This is a genomic window from Vibrio sp. St2, assembly GCF_947311885.1.
GTDB lineage: Bacteria > Pseudomonadota > Gammaproteobacteria > Enterobacterales > Vibrionaceae > Vibrio > Vibrio coralliilyticus.
This window is the reverse complement of the sequence record NZ_CAMZNA010000002.1, coordinates 33,234-48,854: the sequence shown is the minus strand read 5'-3', so window position 1 is coordinate 48,854 and position 15,621 is coordinate 33,234. Positions and strand designations below refer to the sequence as shown.

The 15,621-nt window shown below is 43.3% G+C and carries 15 protein-coding genes; 10 read left to right on the top strand and 5 right to left on the bottom strand.

Annotated elements, in window-relative coordinates:
* Positions 1 to 50: 50 nt before the first annotated feature.
* From dcuC to QMA41_RS06820, 3 genes are all read right to left on the bottom strand, one after another.
* The gene (gene dcuC, locus QMA41_RS06830) at positions 51 to 1,418 is read right to left on the bottom strand and encodes an anaerobic C4-dicarboxylate transporter DcuC (RefSeq protein ID WP_281629214.1); all 1,368 of its coding nucleotides are present in this window, start codon (positions 1,416 to 1,418) and stop codon (positions 51 to 53) included.
* 410 nt (positions 1,419 to 1,828) lie between these two features.
* A complete protein-coding gene (locus QMA41_RS06825) occupies positions 1,829 to 2,617 on the bottom strand; it encodes a lipase (RefSeq protein ID WP_031342936.1) in 789 nt (262 codons plus the stop codon).
* Between the two features lie 91 nt (positions 2,618 to 2,708).
* Positions 2,709 to 3,344, bottom strand: a complete 636-nt coding sequence (locus QMA41_RS06820) for a hypothetical protein (RefSeq protein ID WP_021457134.1) — start codon at positions 3,342 to 3,344, stop codon at positions 2,709 to 2,711.
* A gap of 102 nt (positions 3,345 to 3,446) precedes the next feature.
* On the opposite strand from QMA41_RS06820, the gene QMA41_RS06815 reads away from it, so the two are divergent.
* From QMA41_RS06815 to QMA41_RS06805, 3 genes are all read left to right on the top strand, one after another.
* Positions 3,447 to 3,695, top strand: coding sequence for a DUF2164 domain-containing protein (locus QMA41_RS06815; RefSeq protein ID WP_172849648.1), 249 nt, complete (start codon positions 3,447 to 3,449; stop codon positions 3,693 to 3,695).
* A gap of 162 nt (positions 3,696 to 3,857) precedes the next feature.
* The gene (locus QMA41_RS06810; protein ID WP_038161367.1) at positions 3,858 to 4,397 is read left to right on the top strand and encodes a cytochrome b; all 540 of its coding nucleotides are present in this window, start codon (positions 3,858 to 3,860) and stop codon (positions 4,395 to 4,397) included.
* Positions 4,394 to 4,963: a YceI family protein gene (locus QMA41_RS06805; RefSeq protein ID WP_095559534.1), complete on the top strand. Its 570-nt coding sequence runs from the start codon at positions 4,394 to 4,396 to the stop codon at positions 4,961 to 4,963. Before QMA41_RS06810 ends, QMA41_RS06805 begins: the two co-directional genes overlap by 4 nt.
* 85 nt (positions 4,964 to 5,048) lie before the next feature.
* Here QMA41_RS06805 and focA read toward each other — a convergent pair whose 3' ends face one another.
* Entirely contained in the window at positions 5,049 to 6,503 is a 1,455-nt protein-coding gene (focA, locus tag QMA41_RS06800) for a formate transporter FocA (protein ID WP_281629213.1), read from the bottom strand.
* A 225-nt stretch (positions 6,504 to 6,728) separates the two neighbouring features.
* Here focA and QMA41_RS06795 point away from each other — a divergent pair, with 225 nt between their 5' ends.
* Together QMA41_RS06795 and QMA41_RS06790 are read left to right on the top strand one after the other, a co-directional pair.
* Positions 6,729 to 7,634 carry a LysR substrate-binding domain-containing protein gene (locus QMA41_RS06795; protein ID WP_006961032.1) on the top strand — a complete coding sequence of 302 codons (906 nt, stop codon included), beginning with the start codon at positions 6,729 to 6,731 and terminating at the stop codon, positions 7,632 to 7,634.
* Positions 7,635 to 7,798: 164 nt separating this feature from the next.
* Positions 7,799 to 8,284: a DUF1097 domain-containing protein gene (locus tag QMA41_RS06790; protein ID WP_019277010.1), complete on the top strand. Its 486-nt coding sequence runs from the start codon at positions 7,799 to 7,801 to the stop codon at positions 8,282 to 8,284.
* A gap of 79 nt (positions 8,285 to 8,363) precedes the next feature.
* Here the strand turns inward: QMA41_RS06790 and QMA41_RS06785 are convergent, their stop codons facing one another.
* Positions 8,364 to 9,995, bottom strand: a complete 1,632-nt coding sequence (locus QMA41_RS06785; protein WP_021457128.1) for an ATP-dependent endonuclease — start codon at positions 9,993 to 9,995, stop codon at positions 8,364 to 8,366.
* A 233-nt stretch (positions 9,996 to 10,228) separates the two neighbouring features.
* On the opposite strand from QMA41_RS06785, the gene QMA41_RS06780 reads away from it, so the two are divergent.
* The 5 genes from QMA41_RS06780 to QMA41_RS06760 all read left to right on the top strand — a co-directional run bounded on the left by QMA41_RS06780 (position 10,229) and on the right by QMA41_RS06760 (position 15,571).
* Positions 10,229 to 11,974 (top strand): bifunctional UDP-sugar hydrolase/5'-nucleotidase, encoded by a 1,746-nt coding sequence (locus QMA41_RS06780; protein ID WP_281629212.1) that lies wholly within the window; start codon positions 10,229 to 10,231, stop codon positions 11,972 to 11,974.
* Between the two features lie 454 nt (positions 11,975 to 12,428).
* Positions 12,429 to 13,388 carry a TerC/Alx family metal homeostasis membrane protein gene (locus tag QMA41_RS06775; RefSeq protein ID WP_281629211.1) on the top strand — a complete coding sequence of 320 codons (960 nt, stop codon included), beginning with the start codon at positions 12,429 to 12,431 and terminating at the stop codon, positions 13,386 to 13,388.
* 286 nt (positions 13,389 to 13,674) lie between these two features.
* Positions 13,675 to 13,863, top strand: a complete 189-nt coding sequence (locus QMA41_RS06770) for a hypothetical protein (protein ID WP_006961027.1) — start codon at positions 13,675 to 13,677, stop codon at positions 13,861 to 13,863.
* A 124-nt stretch (positions 13,864 to 13,987) separates the two neighbouring features.
* Positions 13,988 to 14,686 (top strand): DUF1223 domain-containing protein, encoded by a 699-nt coding sequence (locus QMA41_RS06765; protein ID WP_006961026.1) that lies wholly within the window; start codon positions 13,988 to 13,990, stop codon positions 14,684 to 14,686.
* Positions 14,687 to 14,779: 93 nt separating this feature from the next.
* Positions 14,780 to 15,571, top strand: coding sequence for a transporter substrate-binding domain-containing protein (locus QMA41_RS06760; protein ID WP_281629210.1), 792 nt, complete (start codon positions 14,780 to 14,782; stop codon positions 15,569 to 15,571).
* Positions 15,572 to 15,621 lie beyond the last annotated feature (50 nt).

The following is a 15,621-nucleotide window of genomic DNA, read 5'->3' as shown; positions in this document are numbered from 1 at the left end:
AGAGTATCAAAAAGGGCGCTCAACGAGCGCCCTTACTATTTTTGTCTAGGTTATGCTGACATTGGAACTAAGACTAACGTTCCTAAGATTACCGTGATTAAGCCACATAGAACGGGCACTGATGTACGTTTTACCACTTCAAATGGGCTGATTTTACCCATACCTGATGTCGCAACTACCACACCAGACACTGGTGAAACAGTACGCCCCAAGTTTGAAGCCTGAAGCATAGGAATGATCAAAAAGGCCGGGTTTAACCCCATTTTTGCGGCTAGAGCAGGTGCCAGCTCTACAAACGCATAGAAAGGCGCGTTACCCGAACCGGTCGCGATCGCTGCCGCAACGGTTAAACCAGTCAGTATAAGCATGAGCGCAATACCACCTGCCCCCGCTGTTTCAGCAAGATGAAGTAGGTTATCAATTGCTCCAATAGACATCAGACCTTGGGCGAATACACCTGCCGCAACTAACAGCATTACCACGCCCTTAAATGCATCTGCCATACCTTGATAGCAAGACTCTAAGTCCTCTAGCGTCTCTTTGCCTTTGAATCGTTTAGTGACAAAGTCGACAAGTGCGCCAATGAAAATCGACAAAACAACAATGGTATAGATGTCCAGTTTTAGGCCCGAAATTGTGCGTCCATTGAACAGAAAAACGCCGATGATAGGTAGAAACGGCAACACTGCGTAATACGCTGGGGAATTAACTTCGATTTCAGAAACGTCAACGCGTTCCATTGGTGAGTTGTCTTTCTTATCCAGATATTTGTTCCAAAAGAATGCCGCCGCGGCCATGACTATAATGGCACAAATAGACACTGGTAGAACGGTTTGAACAGCAAACACATCCAAATCCAATCCTGACTTTTCTGCAGCAATAACTACATCGCCCGAAGTTGGGGAAAGAATGATCGCGGCTGGTGACGCACACACCGCTACCGCTGCTGGGCGTGAGATACCCATTGCCGTCATCATAGGGAATAGAGTTGCCATCAACAGAACGCCCAAACCAGTGGCAGAACTTACTGCTAGTGACATGAGACACGCAACGATATAAGCTGCAACCAGCAGAACGTAAGGTGATTTGATGACAGAAAGAGGCTTAGAAAATTGTTTAACAACGACGTTATTAGCACCGATATGTGTCATGTAAGACGCAAAACCACAAAGCAACATGATTTGCATACCCAAACCGCCCCCACGATATTGGAGCATGTATTTCACGTACTCCAGGGCGTCTGTAAACATATTGCCAGTCGAGGTTATTTTTGATGGTAGAACCGTGTGGCCAATGAGGCCTGTAAGAATAAGTAGTAAAACACCTGCTGTTAAAAGTACACCCGCAGGTTTGTAACCTTTAACAATGAAATAGCCGACCGCCACAGTGACGACTAACCCAATGAAGAGCTCCAGCATAGATATCACCTTAAGATATGAAAATTATATAAAAACTGTTTCAAACTATGACAAGGAATGTACATAAAACTATGCTGTAGCACGAGTGCTAGTTAAACTTCTGATGATCTAGAGCAATAAATGGATTGACTCATTAATATTGGCGAATAATGTTGTAATGGATTGGTGTTTTAGATGTTACTATTATTTTGATATACATATGAGGATGTTTAAAAATGATAAAAATATCAAATAATGGGCTTAAATAAGCGCGTAGCAATGCCAATAAAAGCACTGAGTTGTACTTGGCACCAGAGAGGAGGCACAAACTATGTCACTCTACTTATGTGAGATAAATTGCTTCTAACAACGCAAACACCTAATGCAATCTCCCAGACTTTAATGTCTTGCAAAGTAAGGAGCTATCCGTCCTATCTTTCGTCAAAGAAATCTTTGTTACGAATATATTTGGTCATTAAGTGGTATGAAAACGGGCGAATTAGCCAGGATCCGATTGATCGGCCCAGTCGCATCAAAGTCGGTGTGTTCTCATAAATACGACCATTATAGAGCCAAAGCACCTTGCCGACATGCCAGTAAAACAAAGGTAAAGGAGGGAGAAAAGTCACGATATCGAGATCGCAGCAAATACGATAGGTTTTATGACTGAGCTTATAGTGACTTTTAAATCCGTATCCACCAATAGATGGTTGACCAAAGGTGACGACGCGCTTGATGGATTTTGGAAATTGTTTTTCAAACGCATCCGCAAGCACACATCCTATCGCTCCTCCCGAAGAATGACCGGTAAAGGTTAGACGTTTTCCCTGCTCAATGAGCGGGACTAGGACAGAAGAAAGTTGCTCATAGACGCTAGCACCAAGCTTGTCATTCTTATGCAGTGGGAGACTCTCTTGAAATATCAGGTAGTGGTAGCCCGCATGAATGGCGTAGTTGAGATTAAGTTGCTTGCACCTTCGTTTCCACAACGCAAGGTTGAGTATCCAGTCCCAAGGATTGTGGGAACCTTTGATAACCACAATGACTTCTTCACTGTCGTTGGACCAGAGCACGCGCATCATGGGTTTTCCAAATCGATTGGCAATAACGCGTTGTCCGTTAGGTGCAAAACCATATCGTGTCTGTTTGAGGACTCTAGAGTACGCCAGATTGCATAAAACGGCGTAACGTTCATATTGATAACGTTTTAGTTTCTTCACACTTAGCTCACGCACCGAATCATTGTTTGAGTATGGTCGAAGAACGTGAAATTGCGATGACACTACAATCAGTGCCAGTGAGTGAGGTTGGTTAGCTCAACTGCACGACAGAGTAGAGCTGAATATACTTGCGAACCAACTGCTGATCCGTTGAGCGTCTAAGAGGGTGGGTGAACTTAACAAAATAGGGGCTTAAGCCAAAGTGGTGCTCTAATGAACAAGCGAGTTGCGACTCACTTTCATATAAGCTGATCCCTTGTAACTTATATTGGTCTATTTCATCAGGTAATTGCCCCGTCCACCAGTGGAGTAACTCTCGGCTCTGCTTATTTCGAGAAATCCAATGATCGCTGATTAATAACAAAAGATCATTGGGCTGAATAGCGAAAGCGTATTCTTCTTGCCAGTTTGTTACGGCTTTAAATAATTTTTGCCGACAATTGCTTCCTGCACTCAATAAATGTGAAGAAAGTATCCAAACCGTGCCTGCATCAGATGTCACTCTATAGTGATGAGGTTGTTCTGTATTTGAGTGAGATTCTAGCGCTACGTATTCGCAGTGGTGGCCGAATTCGGTCAACGTTCGGGATAGACGTCGAGAAAATGCCAAGCTCAGATGGTGCTCACTCATTCCTTTGTTGTGAATCGTCGGATAATGTTTTTCACACAGCTTCATACAGTCTGCCTGAAATTCATTCACACTCTGAATTAGCACATCTAATAGCAAGACTTCTCTCCACAAGTCGATATTTACACAATGAAGATTAGCATGTGAAAGTATTATTTAGTTACACTTAGTCCGAAAAATATTGAGTATGGTTAAGGGTTTATGTCCAAGATTGAATTTACATCACAACAAAAACAAGCGATGTCATCTGCTTTATTGCGATATTTGGAAGATGAGCTAAATATAGAAATTGGTCAGTTTGATGCGGAATTTATGATGGACTTCATAATAGAAGCATTTGGACCTTCATTTTATAACAAGGGGCTAGCCGATGCACAGACGGTTATGCAGCGAAAGATGATGGATATTGCTGACGAGATTTATGAGATTGAACAAGTCAGTGAGTATTAAGTTATTAAAGGTGATGAAAAAGTTCCTTCAAAAATTTTGAATGACTTAATCAAATTCGCTCCGTTTCCCGAATGTAAAGAATGGTAAATAATCTGTTATAGAAATAGGGGAGACGATAGTCTCGTTGAAAAAGAGAAGTATTCAACATTTGGAATTGGCGCAATGAGATCAGAAGTAAAGAATTACAACCCTGTAGCGCGGGGAATCCATTGGATATCAGCAATTGTCATTATCGGCATGTTTGCTGTGGGGCTATGGATGGTTGACCTGACTTATTACAGTGAATGGTATAAAACCGCTCCGCATTGGCACAAATCAGTGGGTATCTTACTTGCTGCTCTGACGCTATTTCGCTTTGTTTGGAAGCACACAACACTTTCTCCAAAAGTTGAAGGTAAAGCGTATGAAATTCTAGGCGCAAAGTTAGTTCACTTAGCTATGTACCTTGTTTTGATTGTACTTTTTGCTTCCGGTTACCTTATTTCTACCGAAGATGGCAGAGGTATTGACGTCTTCAACTGGTTTACTGTTCCTGGGCTTGGCGCTTTATTTGAGAATCAAGCTGATCTTTCTGGTGAGATTCACTTTTACGCCGCCTGGGCACTTATTTTAATGGCAGCCGTTCATGCTTTGGCTGCGATCAAACATCACGTGATTAACAAAGACAACACGCTACGCAAGATGATAGGAGCTTCGAAATGAAAAAAACGTTATTTGCTACCGGACTAGCTATGGCAATGGCATTGCCATTTGGTGCAAGCGCAGCGGACTACGTAATTGACAACAAAGGTGCTCACGCATCTGTTAACTTCAAAGTAAGTCACTTAGGCTACAGTTTTATCAAAGGTCGTTTTAACACATTTGAAGGTGACTTTTCTTACGACCCTGCAAACATTAGTGCATCTAAAGTAGAAGTAACAATTGATACTACGAGCTTGGACTCAAACCACGCTGAGCGTGATAAACATATCCGCAGCGGAGACTTTATTAACGCGTCGAAGTTCTCTACTGCAACATTCACAAGCACAAGTGTTGTCGATAAAGGAAACGGCAAACTTGAAGTCAACGGTGACTTAAACCTACACGGTGTTACTAAGCCGATCACGATTGATGCTGAATTCATTGGAGCTGGTAAAGACCCTTGGGGTGGTGAGCGCGCTGGTTTCTTAGGTTCAACTCGCCTGGAGCTTGCAGACTTCAATATTCCAGTTATGGGTGCATCTAGCTACGTTGATATGGAACTTCATGTAGAAGGTATTAAGAAGTAATCCATTTACTGCTTGACAATAAAAGAGCCCCCGACTTGCGTCGGGGGTTTTTTGATCAAGCGACTTATTTCCTGACCAAAATGCGCTAGGCTGATTCAAGCTGTGTGCTGTTGTCTACAATGGTGACCCTGTCACCGTAGACGGTGCGCAATGCCCTCAGTACATCTTTTCTTGTTACTGCTCCTACAAACTTTCCATTGTCTAGAATAGGTAACACATGAGGTTTGTGAACCTTAATGCTTTTCGCTCGTTCCTCAAGTGAGAGTGATGTAAACGTTGTGGCTATTCCAATGCTGGTTGTTGGGTATAGTTGCTCTTTGTCGATACAAAGAAACTCCGCGACATCAATTAATTTGTCGTTCACGCTAATAGCGATAACATCTCTCGACATCAAGTCCACGACTTTTTGACCTTCAACCGGGATATAGTCCTGACACCATAAATCGACCATGACATCGTGAACGGAAAAGAAACCGATCAAGCGTTCTTCTGCATCAACAACTGGTGCACTCACCACATGATTATCTAGCAAAGTGTCAATGGCCGCGGGAGTGCTCATTTCAGGCGTTAAAGTTATCGGATCATTGTTCATAATGTCTTTAACGAATAATAGGTTGTTCATGGTGGTTTCCTTAGCTGACGTAATGTTAGTGCTTGTAGTAATACTGGAAATGGATGCGGCTTTGAGTTGTGGTCTGCGGTAGATACTCCAATTGGCAAGGCCGACTAATACTGCACCGCCGACAATATTGCCCAAGGTTACTGGGATGAGGTTTGCAGTAATAAATTGATAAATGTTGAGATCACTGTATTGAGTCGATGTCGCGCCTACTTGACTCCAAAAGGCCTCAGGTGCGAAGTTTTGAATAACGATACCAAGCGGTACCATAAACATGTTTGCGACGCAGTGTTCGAACCCACTGGACACAAACATCGCTACGGGCATGATGGTCATTACCGCCTTAGTCATTGCATTGGCACTACTGAATGTTAGCCAGATAGCGAGACACACTAATAAGTTACACAGCACGCCGAGTGAGAAAGCTTCGACTGTTGAGTGGTGCAATTTATGTTGAGCAATGTTGAGAGCGTTTAGCCCCCATTGACCATGGTCCATTTGGTATAAGCCCGCAGCGGATACGATCAATAGAAGTAACATTGTCCCGACAAAGTTGCCGATGTACACCTTGCCCCAAATTGATAGCATTTTACTGAAACTGATTTGCTTGTTCGCCCATGAAATGCTGGACAGAACTGAGCTAGTAAAGAGCTCGCCACCACAGATAACGATGAGAATCAGCCCCATGCTGAACGCTAATCCGCCTGCTAGTCTGCTTAGCCCCCAGCCTGATTCTGCGTTGCCTGTGGTGACAGTAATGTAGAACAGAAAAGCCAGCCCAATAAAGGCTCCAGCCATTACTGCTAATCCCAAAGTCATACCGCTGGTTTTATTGGCTTTACTGAGTGCGAATTTTTCCGCTTCTGCCATCATCTCACTGGGTGAGAAGTAGAGATTATTCGTCTGAGCTTGTTGTGTCATCGTCGCCCCCGAATTTATTAGTCATGATTACCTCCTGTTATTACAGTGAAAATGTCTCACTGCCCATTCAGGTTATGGTGTCCAGGAATACACGTAAAATTGATAATATTTAAAAACCTTATCAAAATTGTTGATATGGACTGAGAGCAACGTAAAATGAAACAACTTGCTTATTTATAAGCGTTTTTAGTCGTTGTTATTCTCTGAGCAAAGGATTGAAGCTTAATGAGATATTCTCTTAAACAACTTGCCGTATTTGATGCAGTCGCAGATATGGGGAGTGTTAGTATGGCCGCAGATAAGCTGGCATTAACGCAGTCGGCAACCAGTATGTCACTGGCTCAGCTTGAAAAAATGCTAGGGCGACCACTGTTCGAACGCCAAGGTAAGCAGATGGCGTTAACGCATTGGGGGATGTGGTTAAGGCCAAAAGCCAAGCGGTTGTTACAGGATGCACAACAAATAGAGATGGGCTTTTACGAACAGCATCTATTGAGTGGCCACATCAAACTCGGTGCAAGTCAAACACCTGCGGAACATTTGGTTCCAGACCTCATCAGTATTATTGATAACTCATTTCCTGAGATGCGGATCTCTCTTAAAGTCAAAAGTACCGATAGCGTGATGCAAGGCGTCTTAGACTACAAATATGATCTGGGTATCATTGAAGGGCGTTGCGATGATAACCGACTTCATCAGGAAGTCTGGTGCCGTGACCATTTAACCGTTGTTGCCGCCGCGCATCATCCTTTCGCAAGGCATGAAACAGTGAGCCTTGCACAGCTAGAGCAGGCAAGGTGGGTTTTGAGAGAGCACGGTAGTGGTACTCGCAAGATTTTTGATAGCTCCATTCACCATTTAATTGAGGATTTAGACGTTTGGCGTGAATACGAGCACGTCCCCGTATTGCGTAGTATGGTGGAACATGGCCAGTACCTGACATGTTTACCGTATCTTGACGTTGAACGTTTTATTGAGAACGGGCAGTTGGTCGCGCTCAACGTCCCTGAACTGAGTATGGAGCGGACATTATCGTTTATATGGCGGGCTGACATGGTGGAAAACCCCCTCGTTGAGTGTATTAAACGAGAGGGATTGAGAATGATGAAAGGTAAGCCTTCGGTACTTTAATATTTTCAATATCTGTTGAAATAACGTTTGCGTCACAAAATATTATTAATATTTCATTTTGTTGCTTATTCATTGTGATCAAGATCGTTTTGTTTCTTTTACTTAACCCTTAACATGCCGTCTTGTACTTTTGATGTGTGTATAAGCACACTTAGCGAGGCGGTATGAGCACACTTGTCGCGATTTCATTAACTACGGGAATTCTTTCAGGTCTATGGGGGTGGATTGCCATCTCATTAGGCTTATTGTCGTGGGCTGGCTTCTTAGGTTGCACCAGCTATTTTGCGTCTCCAACCAGCGGCCTTAAAGGTCTGGCTGAAAGCTTAGTTACCAACATGACAGGAGTATTTTGGGCGATGGTGATCATCCACGCTTCTCAATACGCTTCATTAGAAATTCTGGGTTATGTGATCACTGCTATCGTGGCCTTTATGATGTGTATTCAGGCTAAGCAAAACTGGCTTGGGTATATACCGGGTACTTTTATTGGTTCTTGCGCGACTTTCGCAGCAGATGGTAACTGGCAGCTTGTTGTACCTTCGTTGATCTTAGGTGGCGTGTTTGGTTACTTGATGAAAGCAAGCGGCTTATGGCTGCATCAGAAGTCATCTCAAACACAATCTACCAGCGAGTTACCAACTCGTTCGTGATTGTGAACCCCCGATTGATTAGTATCATTTGATGTTTGATACGTGGCCTTGGTTATATAAGATAACCAAGGCCGCTTTTTTATGTGTTGCCGTTAGCCATTGTTACTACGCGCTTTAACGTCCATCTAAGCAGTATTGGTATGCAATCCATTCCTCTGTCTTCACAATGAGAAACAATCGCCAATGCCAAGTCAGGTTTAGCGAATTTCTTGAGTACTCTGGTCACCACTTTCTTTGCCGGAATCGGGTGGTCGAGTGGTATACGAACCATGTCTTTAAAGAAGGGTTCGAAACCGTTGTTATAGAGGTAATGTTCAATATCTCGATCTGGTAACTCGGTAAGACGATGACGCTCCTGATCATTCCCTAGCTGAGCACGAACGGCTGCCGCGTACTTTTTACCTGCGGCATCACCATCAGTTACTACATGCCAATCGATGCCAAATGCTTTGGCGATCTTAACCAGTGACTTCAATCCTGATTGTGCAAACTCGATAATTTGCACGCCTTCAGCGGCTAAGTTGTATCCGCATTGGTTAGCGAGCTCATTAAAAAGCCAGACTTCCGTTTCACCTTCAACCAATAGCCAGCATCGGGCAAACAATGCTCCAGAGCGGTGGAAGCGGATATGAAATCCGATTCGTCTCAGTTCGTCTTTACTAAATCCCTGAGCAGGAAGATATGTCGTGATGGTTCGATCTGATTGTCGGACTAAACGACGAATACTGTTAAGTGGCACCTGACCAAGCAGATCTCCACTATTAGTGGTGAGTATCTTTTGCATGGGAAGAAGCTGAAGTAAGCTCCACGCACGAGCGAGATGAGTTGGATGCAATCGACCTTCAGGATCTTCGAGAATAAGCAATGGTCTGGCACAGCGGCGAAGCTTGTTAGGCCCCTTAGCTTGAAGGTAGGCATTGAGTAAGCCCATAAACAGAAGTCGAGTCTGTTTGCTTTTCGTTTCCTCTACAACTTGAGAGATGCTTTTGTTGTTTGGGGAGCCACTGAAAAAGATACCATCTCTTTGCTTACGAAGGTTCTTGCGTGCATTGGACTTAAATGAAAAGTAGTGATCAACCAATACATTCATAGAGCTCAGGCTACTTTTCATTTCGCCTTTGTTTACATGCCCAGGAATCGCCATCAAGCGTCGGCAGGTATTGTTGATTCGTTTCTCGATGCGGTCATTGGTATCACCCAAACTACCGATTGGGCGCTCAAAGCGACGTGAGTCTTTAAGGCGAATGACAGGATGAAGTGTCATGAGCTCCTGCGCTAACTTTTCTGAATGATGTAAGGGAAGTGGGTTACCTTCACGATCGAGAAAAGCGTATCGTGTGGTGACATCATAGCCGTCACGGCTGGCGCTTAAGCGATAAATGATCTTATTAGTGCCTTGGTCATCTTGAATCCAGACCGGTTTGATTTTGCGATAGCGCCCGGAGTTTATTTCGTTCTTATCGTTAGAAATCAGGCTAATCACAATTTGTAGGTGCTGAGTTTGAGGGTGTGCAATTGAGTAGTCGACATGAAAGTCAGTCATCTCAAATTGATAAGGTACGCCTTCAGGAGGCAAGGCGACCGATAGGGCATCTAACAGCGAAGACTTACCCCAGGTGTTTTCACCAATTAGGGTCGTGAGCTCGTCAAAAGCGATGGATAGCCGTTTGATCCCACGAAAGCCGGAAATTTCAATCCGCTCTAGCAGCATGAAGTGACTCCGTTTGAGCTATTGTTACCTAAAGCATAATAGAAAAACCTCTAATAAGCAGAAGCTTACCTCACAAAGTTTGTGCTTGCTCGGTTTAATCTATTATCAACAACAAGAGATCTTGCTCAACTTAGTCAATGTATATAGAACGGCGTATACAATAAAAGTGTGAAAGTTAATGAATTTGTCATAAAGGATGGGATACGATGTAGCCGAATATGAGAGAAGAAAATATGAAATATAAAAACAATAAAGCGGTTAAGATTAGGCTTGCGCACATTAACGATACCCATTCTTATTTTGAACCAACGTCGCTACAGCTTACGATTAATGTAGAAGGCGAAACCCTTACTCCGTATGTGAGTGCCGGGGGCTTTGCGCGTATAGCGACACGTAAAAAACAGCTCGAAGAATCACTATCTGACAATCGCCAAATGGTATTCCTCCACGCAGGAGATTGTTTTCAGGGCACTTTGTATTTCTCCCTGTTTAAGGGGGAAGCGAACGCGACCATGCTCAACGCGCTCAATATAGATGCGATGGCCTTAGGTAACCATGAATTGGATATGGGTAACCTGCCTGTTGCGAAATTTGTAGAGCAAATTGAATTCCCTTTGCTTGCCGGCAACTGGGATTTATCGAATGAAAGTCAGGATAAAGAACTGACTTTAAGAGGTAAGCCGCGTGTCCATTCTTATGTCCCTGACACTCAGTCCGCTCAGTGGATAGTAAAAGAGGTAGACGGTGAACCCATCGCTATCTTTTCCTTGGCACTGGATAAAATGGCAGACATTTCTAACCCAGACGCAGATACGCCGTTCGTAAATGCGATAGATACAGCAACTCGCACGGTAGAGCAGATTCGAAGCCAAGGTATCAATAAAATCATTCTATTGAGCCACATGGGCTACGATGCTGACCTAGACATGGCGGCAAAAGTGGATGGAATCAGTGTTATTGTTGGTGGTCATAGCCACCGTTTACAAGGTGATTTCAGTGATCTCGGACTTAAAAAGGATGACGATTACGGCATCAAAATCAATGGGACTCATGTCGTACAGGCGGGATACCACGCGTTAAGTATGGGCCATTGTGACATCGACTTTAACGAGCAAGGTGAGATCGTTAAGTTCAACGGAAAGAATGAGCTCTTGCTAGGCCGAAGGGTGTTCCTAGATGCTAGTATGAGTGAAACAACTAATGAGCTGCCTTATCACACCGCTCGTGAGTTTATTGATAACCACCCGAACGTTCTAGTGTGTAAGAAAGACGAAGAAGTTCAGACTTTACTCAATGAAAAGTATGTTTCTCGTGTTAGAACGCTACAACGTGACGTAATCGCACACGCTAACAAGCCGCTGAGACATGTCCGAATCCCTGATGAGGTAGGTGCCAGTGAGTTAGCGCCATTAGTAGCGGAATCTTTTGTTCACTCTATGAAAAAGCTTGGTCACAATGCTGAGTTTGCTATTCATAACGCTGGTGGTGTTCGAAACTCACTCAATGTCGGAAATGTTTCCGTTGCTGATATTGCAGGAAAACTATTGCCGTTTGCCGTGCCGATTGGTGTTTATCAACTCAAAGGGAAGGACATTGCCGCTGCACTCGAAGGGGCAATCAACAATGCCACTAATAATGGCGTAGTAGGGACAGGCGATGGTTCCTATCCATATACATTTAATTTGAACTTTGAATACGCGCCTGAAGCGCCAATCGGTAGCCGGATCCTTGGTCTGGAAATCTTTAATTCTGATGCCGGTTGGAAAAAAGTCGATGATGAAAAGTACTATTTTGGGACGTCGTCAGCCTATACCATGAAAGGGAAAGAAGGGTATGAGGCGATGCTGAACATGCTAGATGAAGGCGTTGTTACAACGACATCCATGGCCGACTGTTTTATCGAGTTGCTGACAGACTTGCCCGATACTTTGAATAGACCACAGCAGTGCGTGCAAACGTGGTGGCATAAAGGTTGCTAATTTATTCCCCGAGTTAATTGAGTAAATGAATATTACTCTGGGGGAATCTATGTGGAGTAGAGACTGGATCGACGTTGCTGTCGTGATTAGCTGGGTAGGCGTTTGGTCTGCACTGGTATACTTTATCCCTGTCGGGGGAGTATAACCTGGCGGTAAATTTTCCGCTTAATGTAAAAAAGGAGCCAAGTCGGCTCCTTTTTTGATTTTAGCTATAGACGTTTTCCATACGCAAGAATACAATCCGATCTGTTTGGGGAGTAGTCGCCTCTAGTTTACTTATCGTCATCTCGTTAGACTCAGTTCTATCCGGTAAGTATAAATGTTGTCGTCTTTACGCGGCATACATTTCGACGAGACCAACGCAATCAAGTTACCAATGTAATTACACATTGGATTGGTTTGTTTGCGGTGGGATCGTCAAAAAATGTTCAGATCCCTCCGCTCAGGAGGAACAATGACCCTATCTACTTACCTCGGTTTTGGTTTGCTAACGCTATCTATGGTGGCTTTAGATATATGGCAAACTCGTGGCGGCAACATCAGTATCAAGAAAGCGACAGCGTGGAGCTTATTCTGGTTTCTGATCGCGTTCATATTCGCTGCTAGCATCTATTTCTTTTGGGATGTTTATGCACCAGCAAGCAGTTACAGCGCTGAGAAAGCGACCGTATCATTCATAACCGGCTATCTGCTAGAAAAGTCACTGAGTGTCGACAACCTGTTTGTGTTTGCCATCATCTTCTATCAGTACTTAGTACCAGAACACTTACGTCCACGAGCATTACTCTGGGGTGTGATTGGTGCGCTTGTCTTGCGTGCCATCATGATTGCAGTGGGTGCTCAATTGCTCGCTCAGTACCATTGGATTCTTTATGTCTTTGCTCTGTTCCTCATTTGGACGGGCGTACAGTTGGCAAGGGATAAAGGAGAAGATGAGGTGAATTCCTTGCCTGAAAAGCTAATAAGGAAGTGGGCGAACGTAACGGATGATTTTCGTGGTAACGCACTGATGGTTGTGGAGCAGGGCAAACGAGTGTTAACACCGATGGCGATTGTAATTGGTGTGATTGCATTTATGGATGTCATGTTTGCACTTGATTCCATTCCTGCCATCTTTGCTGTTACGCAAGAGCCGTTTCTTGTACTTGCGGCGAACGTATTTGCCTTGCTGGGCCTTCGCTCTTTGTACTTTGTTCTCCAAGGCATGATGGATAAGTTTATCTACCTTAAACCAGCATTGTCCTTCATCATGATTTTCATTGGCATTAAGATGATGCTAGTTGGGTCACCTTGGGAGATACCCACTCCGCTGTCATTAGCTGTATTACTGATTACTATGTCTATTGCAGTTGTGGCATCGGTGGTCAAACAAAAGAGATTGGTATCAGAAGTTGAAGTAAGTATCGATAAATAAACTAATTTAATCGAGACAAATTACCAGCTTGAATATGTGTAAGGTTGTAAAATATTTGTGACTTGAGGCGTATTTCTGAGTGGTCAATAAATAGTAAATGCAATCAAAGTGGATAAATAAGCACTATATCTAGCTTTGGTTGCATTTTTTTTAAACTGTCATGTTAATGGTTTGTTTTATTAGAAAAACTAATGCCAAAAGGCAAAATTTGTCATTTTTTGAACAGTAATTTATTGCTTAATATCCCCTCAACGAAACGAATTACACGATTTATAGAGAGGCAATCATGGCACAGGCAATGCACATCGGAACTATCAACGCTCCAATCTCTATGGACAAAAAAACCTACTCGGTTACTTTCAAAGGATTGATTGCACACCTACTAGATATTCTTTTCACAGACAATACACCTCGCGCTTACTACGCAAGTGACATGTCTGGTCACATCCAAAAGGATATCGGTCTATATCGTTAATAGACGTACATTTACAGACTGTTAAGCGCCAGCAGAAATGCTGGCGCTTTTTTTTGTTTTATTTTAATGAAATAGAGTCAGCATTAGGTCGGTCATAGTCAGTAGTACATCAGAGGATCTGTCTATGAACACATTATTAGCGATATCCGTCGCCTCAACCCTCTCTAGTGGACAAATCTGGTCACACGAAGGTCAACCTGCTCAAGTTATAGAGTTATTTACGTCAGAAGGGTGTTCCAGTTGCCCACCTGCGGACAAGTATTTATCGACGTTTGAAGAAAGTGATCGACTATGGAAGGAAATTATCCCAGTGGCTTATCACGTCGATTATTGGGATTACCTTGGCTGGCAAGACGACTTTGCTAAACCTGAATACTCCCAACTTCAGCGTCTTTATCGTGCATATGATGTCGTGGGTAGCGTCTATACGCCAGGATTTATTGTTGATGGTAAAGAATGGCGCGGCTTCTTCAATTGGGTTAACCGCGAGCTACCAGCTTTAGAGCCTAGAAACGCAGAGAGACTGACACTTAGTCGCAAAGGAAATAAATTCATTCTTAACTTCGACAAATCTGGACATCTCGACGCGACGATTGTGTTTCTTGCTAACAATCGAACCACCATAGTGAAGGCCGGAGAAAACAGAGGGAAGTCACTTGAACACGATTTTATCGCTAAGGAACGTCAGCAAAGTCGCTCCACGACTGGAACTTGGCATTTTGAATTGACGAATGAACTGAATGACATTGATGCTGTGGTTGCTTGGGTAACAAAACCAGGCAGTTTTGAGAGAATTCAGACTGTAGCGGGAAAAATTGAATAGAGATTATCCGACTTAATGTGACGCCGTCACGCTTGAAGTGTTACCACTTTTGTACTAGAAGCATATTAATGGTTTTGTTAGCAGGGCATTAATATGGGCACTTTAAGAGACGCAATTAAATTGCCAAGTCTATTTGTACTGCTCGCATTTTTTACCACTCAAACATATGCGAAGACGGTAACTTTTGTTACTGATGTTTGGCCTCCATATGTTTTAGATGCATCAAAAGAAGAAGGTAAAGGTTTTTTTGTCGATCTCGTTATTGAAATGTGCCAAAGCGAGGAGACGAACATTGAAGTAGCGTATGTCCCTTGGTTAAGGGCTGAAACTATGGTGAAACATGGCTCTGCTTTCGCCGCCTTCCCTTATGCTGTCACAAAAACGAGAAAGGAATTTGCTGACTTCTCTGTTTCAATAACTCAATCGGCAAACCCGCCTAGAATTTTTTATTATCGACCACTTGTTCCTAAGGTTGACTCTGTCAGTCTTGGAGAACTAATGTCCTACCGTATCGGTACTTATCTCGGTTATTACATTAAAGAAAAATTTGATGAGCAGGGGCACGAGTATGTGCTAGCTCAAACAGAAGAAAAAGCATTTCAAATGTTACAAAAAGGCCGAATTGATTATCTCCCAGCTGATCCAGAATCTGGTTGGAAATGGATTGCTAAACTTTTTCCAGATTCACAGCATCTCTTCGGTATCCTACCCGACCCATTTCCCGGAACTTCGCTTCATCTCATGGTTTCCCGCTCTTTTCCCAATGCACAGGAGATTCTTAATCAATGTGAGCGAGGTTTTGAAAAAATGAGAGAGTCTGGGAAGTATTTTGAAATGCTTAAGAGTGAAGGAAAGCTCAAATATGCGATACCAGGCGACAAGTGACCTTGTATTACGAAAAGCTCTTAACAATCAAAAGCTATAATTAGAGGATT

What these genes read in the sequence shown, in the direction of transcription:
- dcuC (WP_281629214.1), bottom strand. Translation starts at nt 1,418, where the DNA reads ATGCTGGAGCTCTTCATTGGGTTAGTCGTCACTGTGGCGGTCGGCTAT.
- QMA41_RS06815 (WP_172849648.1), top strand. Translation starts at nt 3,447, where the DNA reads ATGTCCAAGATTGAATTTACATCACAACAAAAACAAGCGATGTCATCT.
- QMA41_RS06810 (WP_038161367.1), top strand. Translation starts at nt 3,858, where the DNA reads ATGAGATCAGAAGTAAAGAATTACAACCCTGTAGCGCGGGGAATCCAT.
- QMA41_RS06805 (WP_095559534.1), top strand. Translation starts at nt 4,394, where the DNA reads ATGAAAAAAACGTTATTTGCTACCGGACTAGCTATGGCAATGGCATTG.
- focA (WP_281629213.1), bottom strand. Translation starts at nt 6,503, where the DNA reads ATGACACAACAAGCTCAGACGAATAATCTCTACTTCTCACCCAGTGAG.
- QMA41_RS06795 (WP_006961032.1), top strand. Translation starts at nt 6,729, where the DNA reads ATGAGATATTCTCTTAAACAACTTGCCGTATTTGATGCAGTCGCAGAT.
- QMA41_RS06790 (WP_019277010.1), top strand. Translation starts at nt 7,799, where the DNA reads ATGAGCACACTTGTCGCGATTTCATTAACTACGGGAATTCTTTCAGGT.
- QMA41_RS06785 (WP_021457128.1), bottom strand. Translation starts at nt 9,995, where the DNA reads ATGCTGCTAGAGCGGATTGAAATTTCCGGCTTTCGTGGGATCAAACGG.
- QMA41_RS06780 (WP_281629212.1), top strand. Translation starts at nt 10,229, where the DNA reads ATGAAATATAAAAACAATAAAGCGGTTAAGATTAGGCTTGCGCACATT.
- QMA41_RS06775 (WP_281629211.1), top strand. Translation starts at nt 12,429, where the DNA reads ATGACCCTATCTACTTACCTCGGTTTTGGTTTGCTAACGCTATCTATG.
- QMA41_RS06770 (WP_006961027.1), top strand. Translation starts at nt 13,675, where the DNA reads ATGGCACAGGCAATGCACATCGGAACTATCAACGCTCCAATCTCTATG.
- QMA41_RS06765 (WP_006961026.1), top strand. Translation starts at nt 13,988, where the DNA reads ATGAACACATTATTAGCGATATCCGTCGCCTCAACCCTCTCTAGTGGA.
- QMA41_RS06760 (WP_281629210.1), top strand. Translation starts at nt 14,780, where the DNA reads ATGGGCACTTTAAGAGACGCAATTAAATTGCCAAGTCTATTTGTACTG.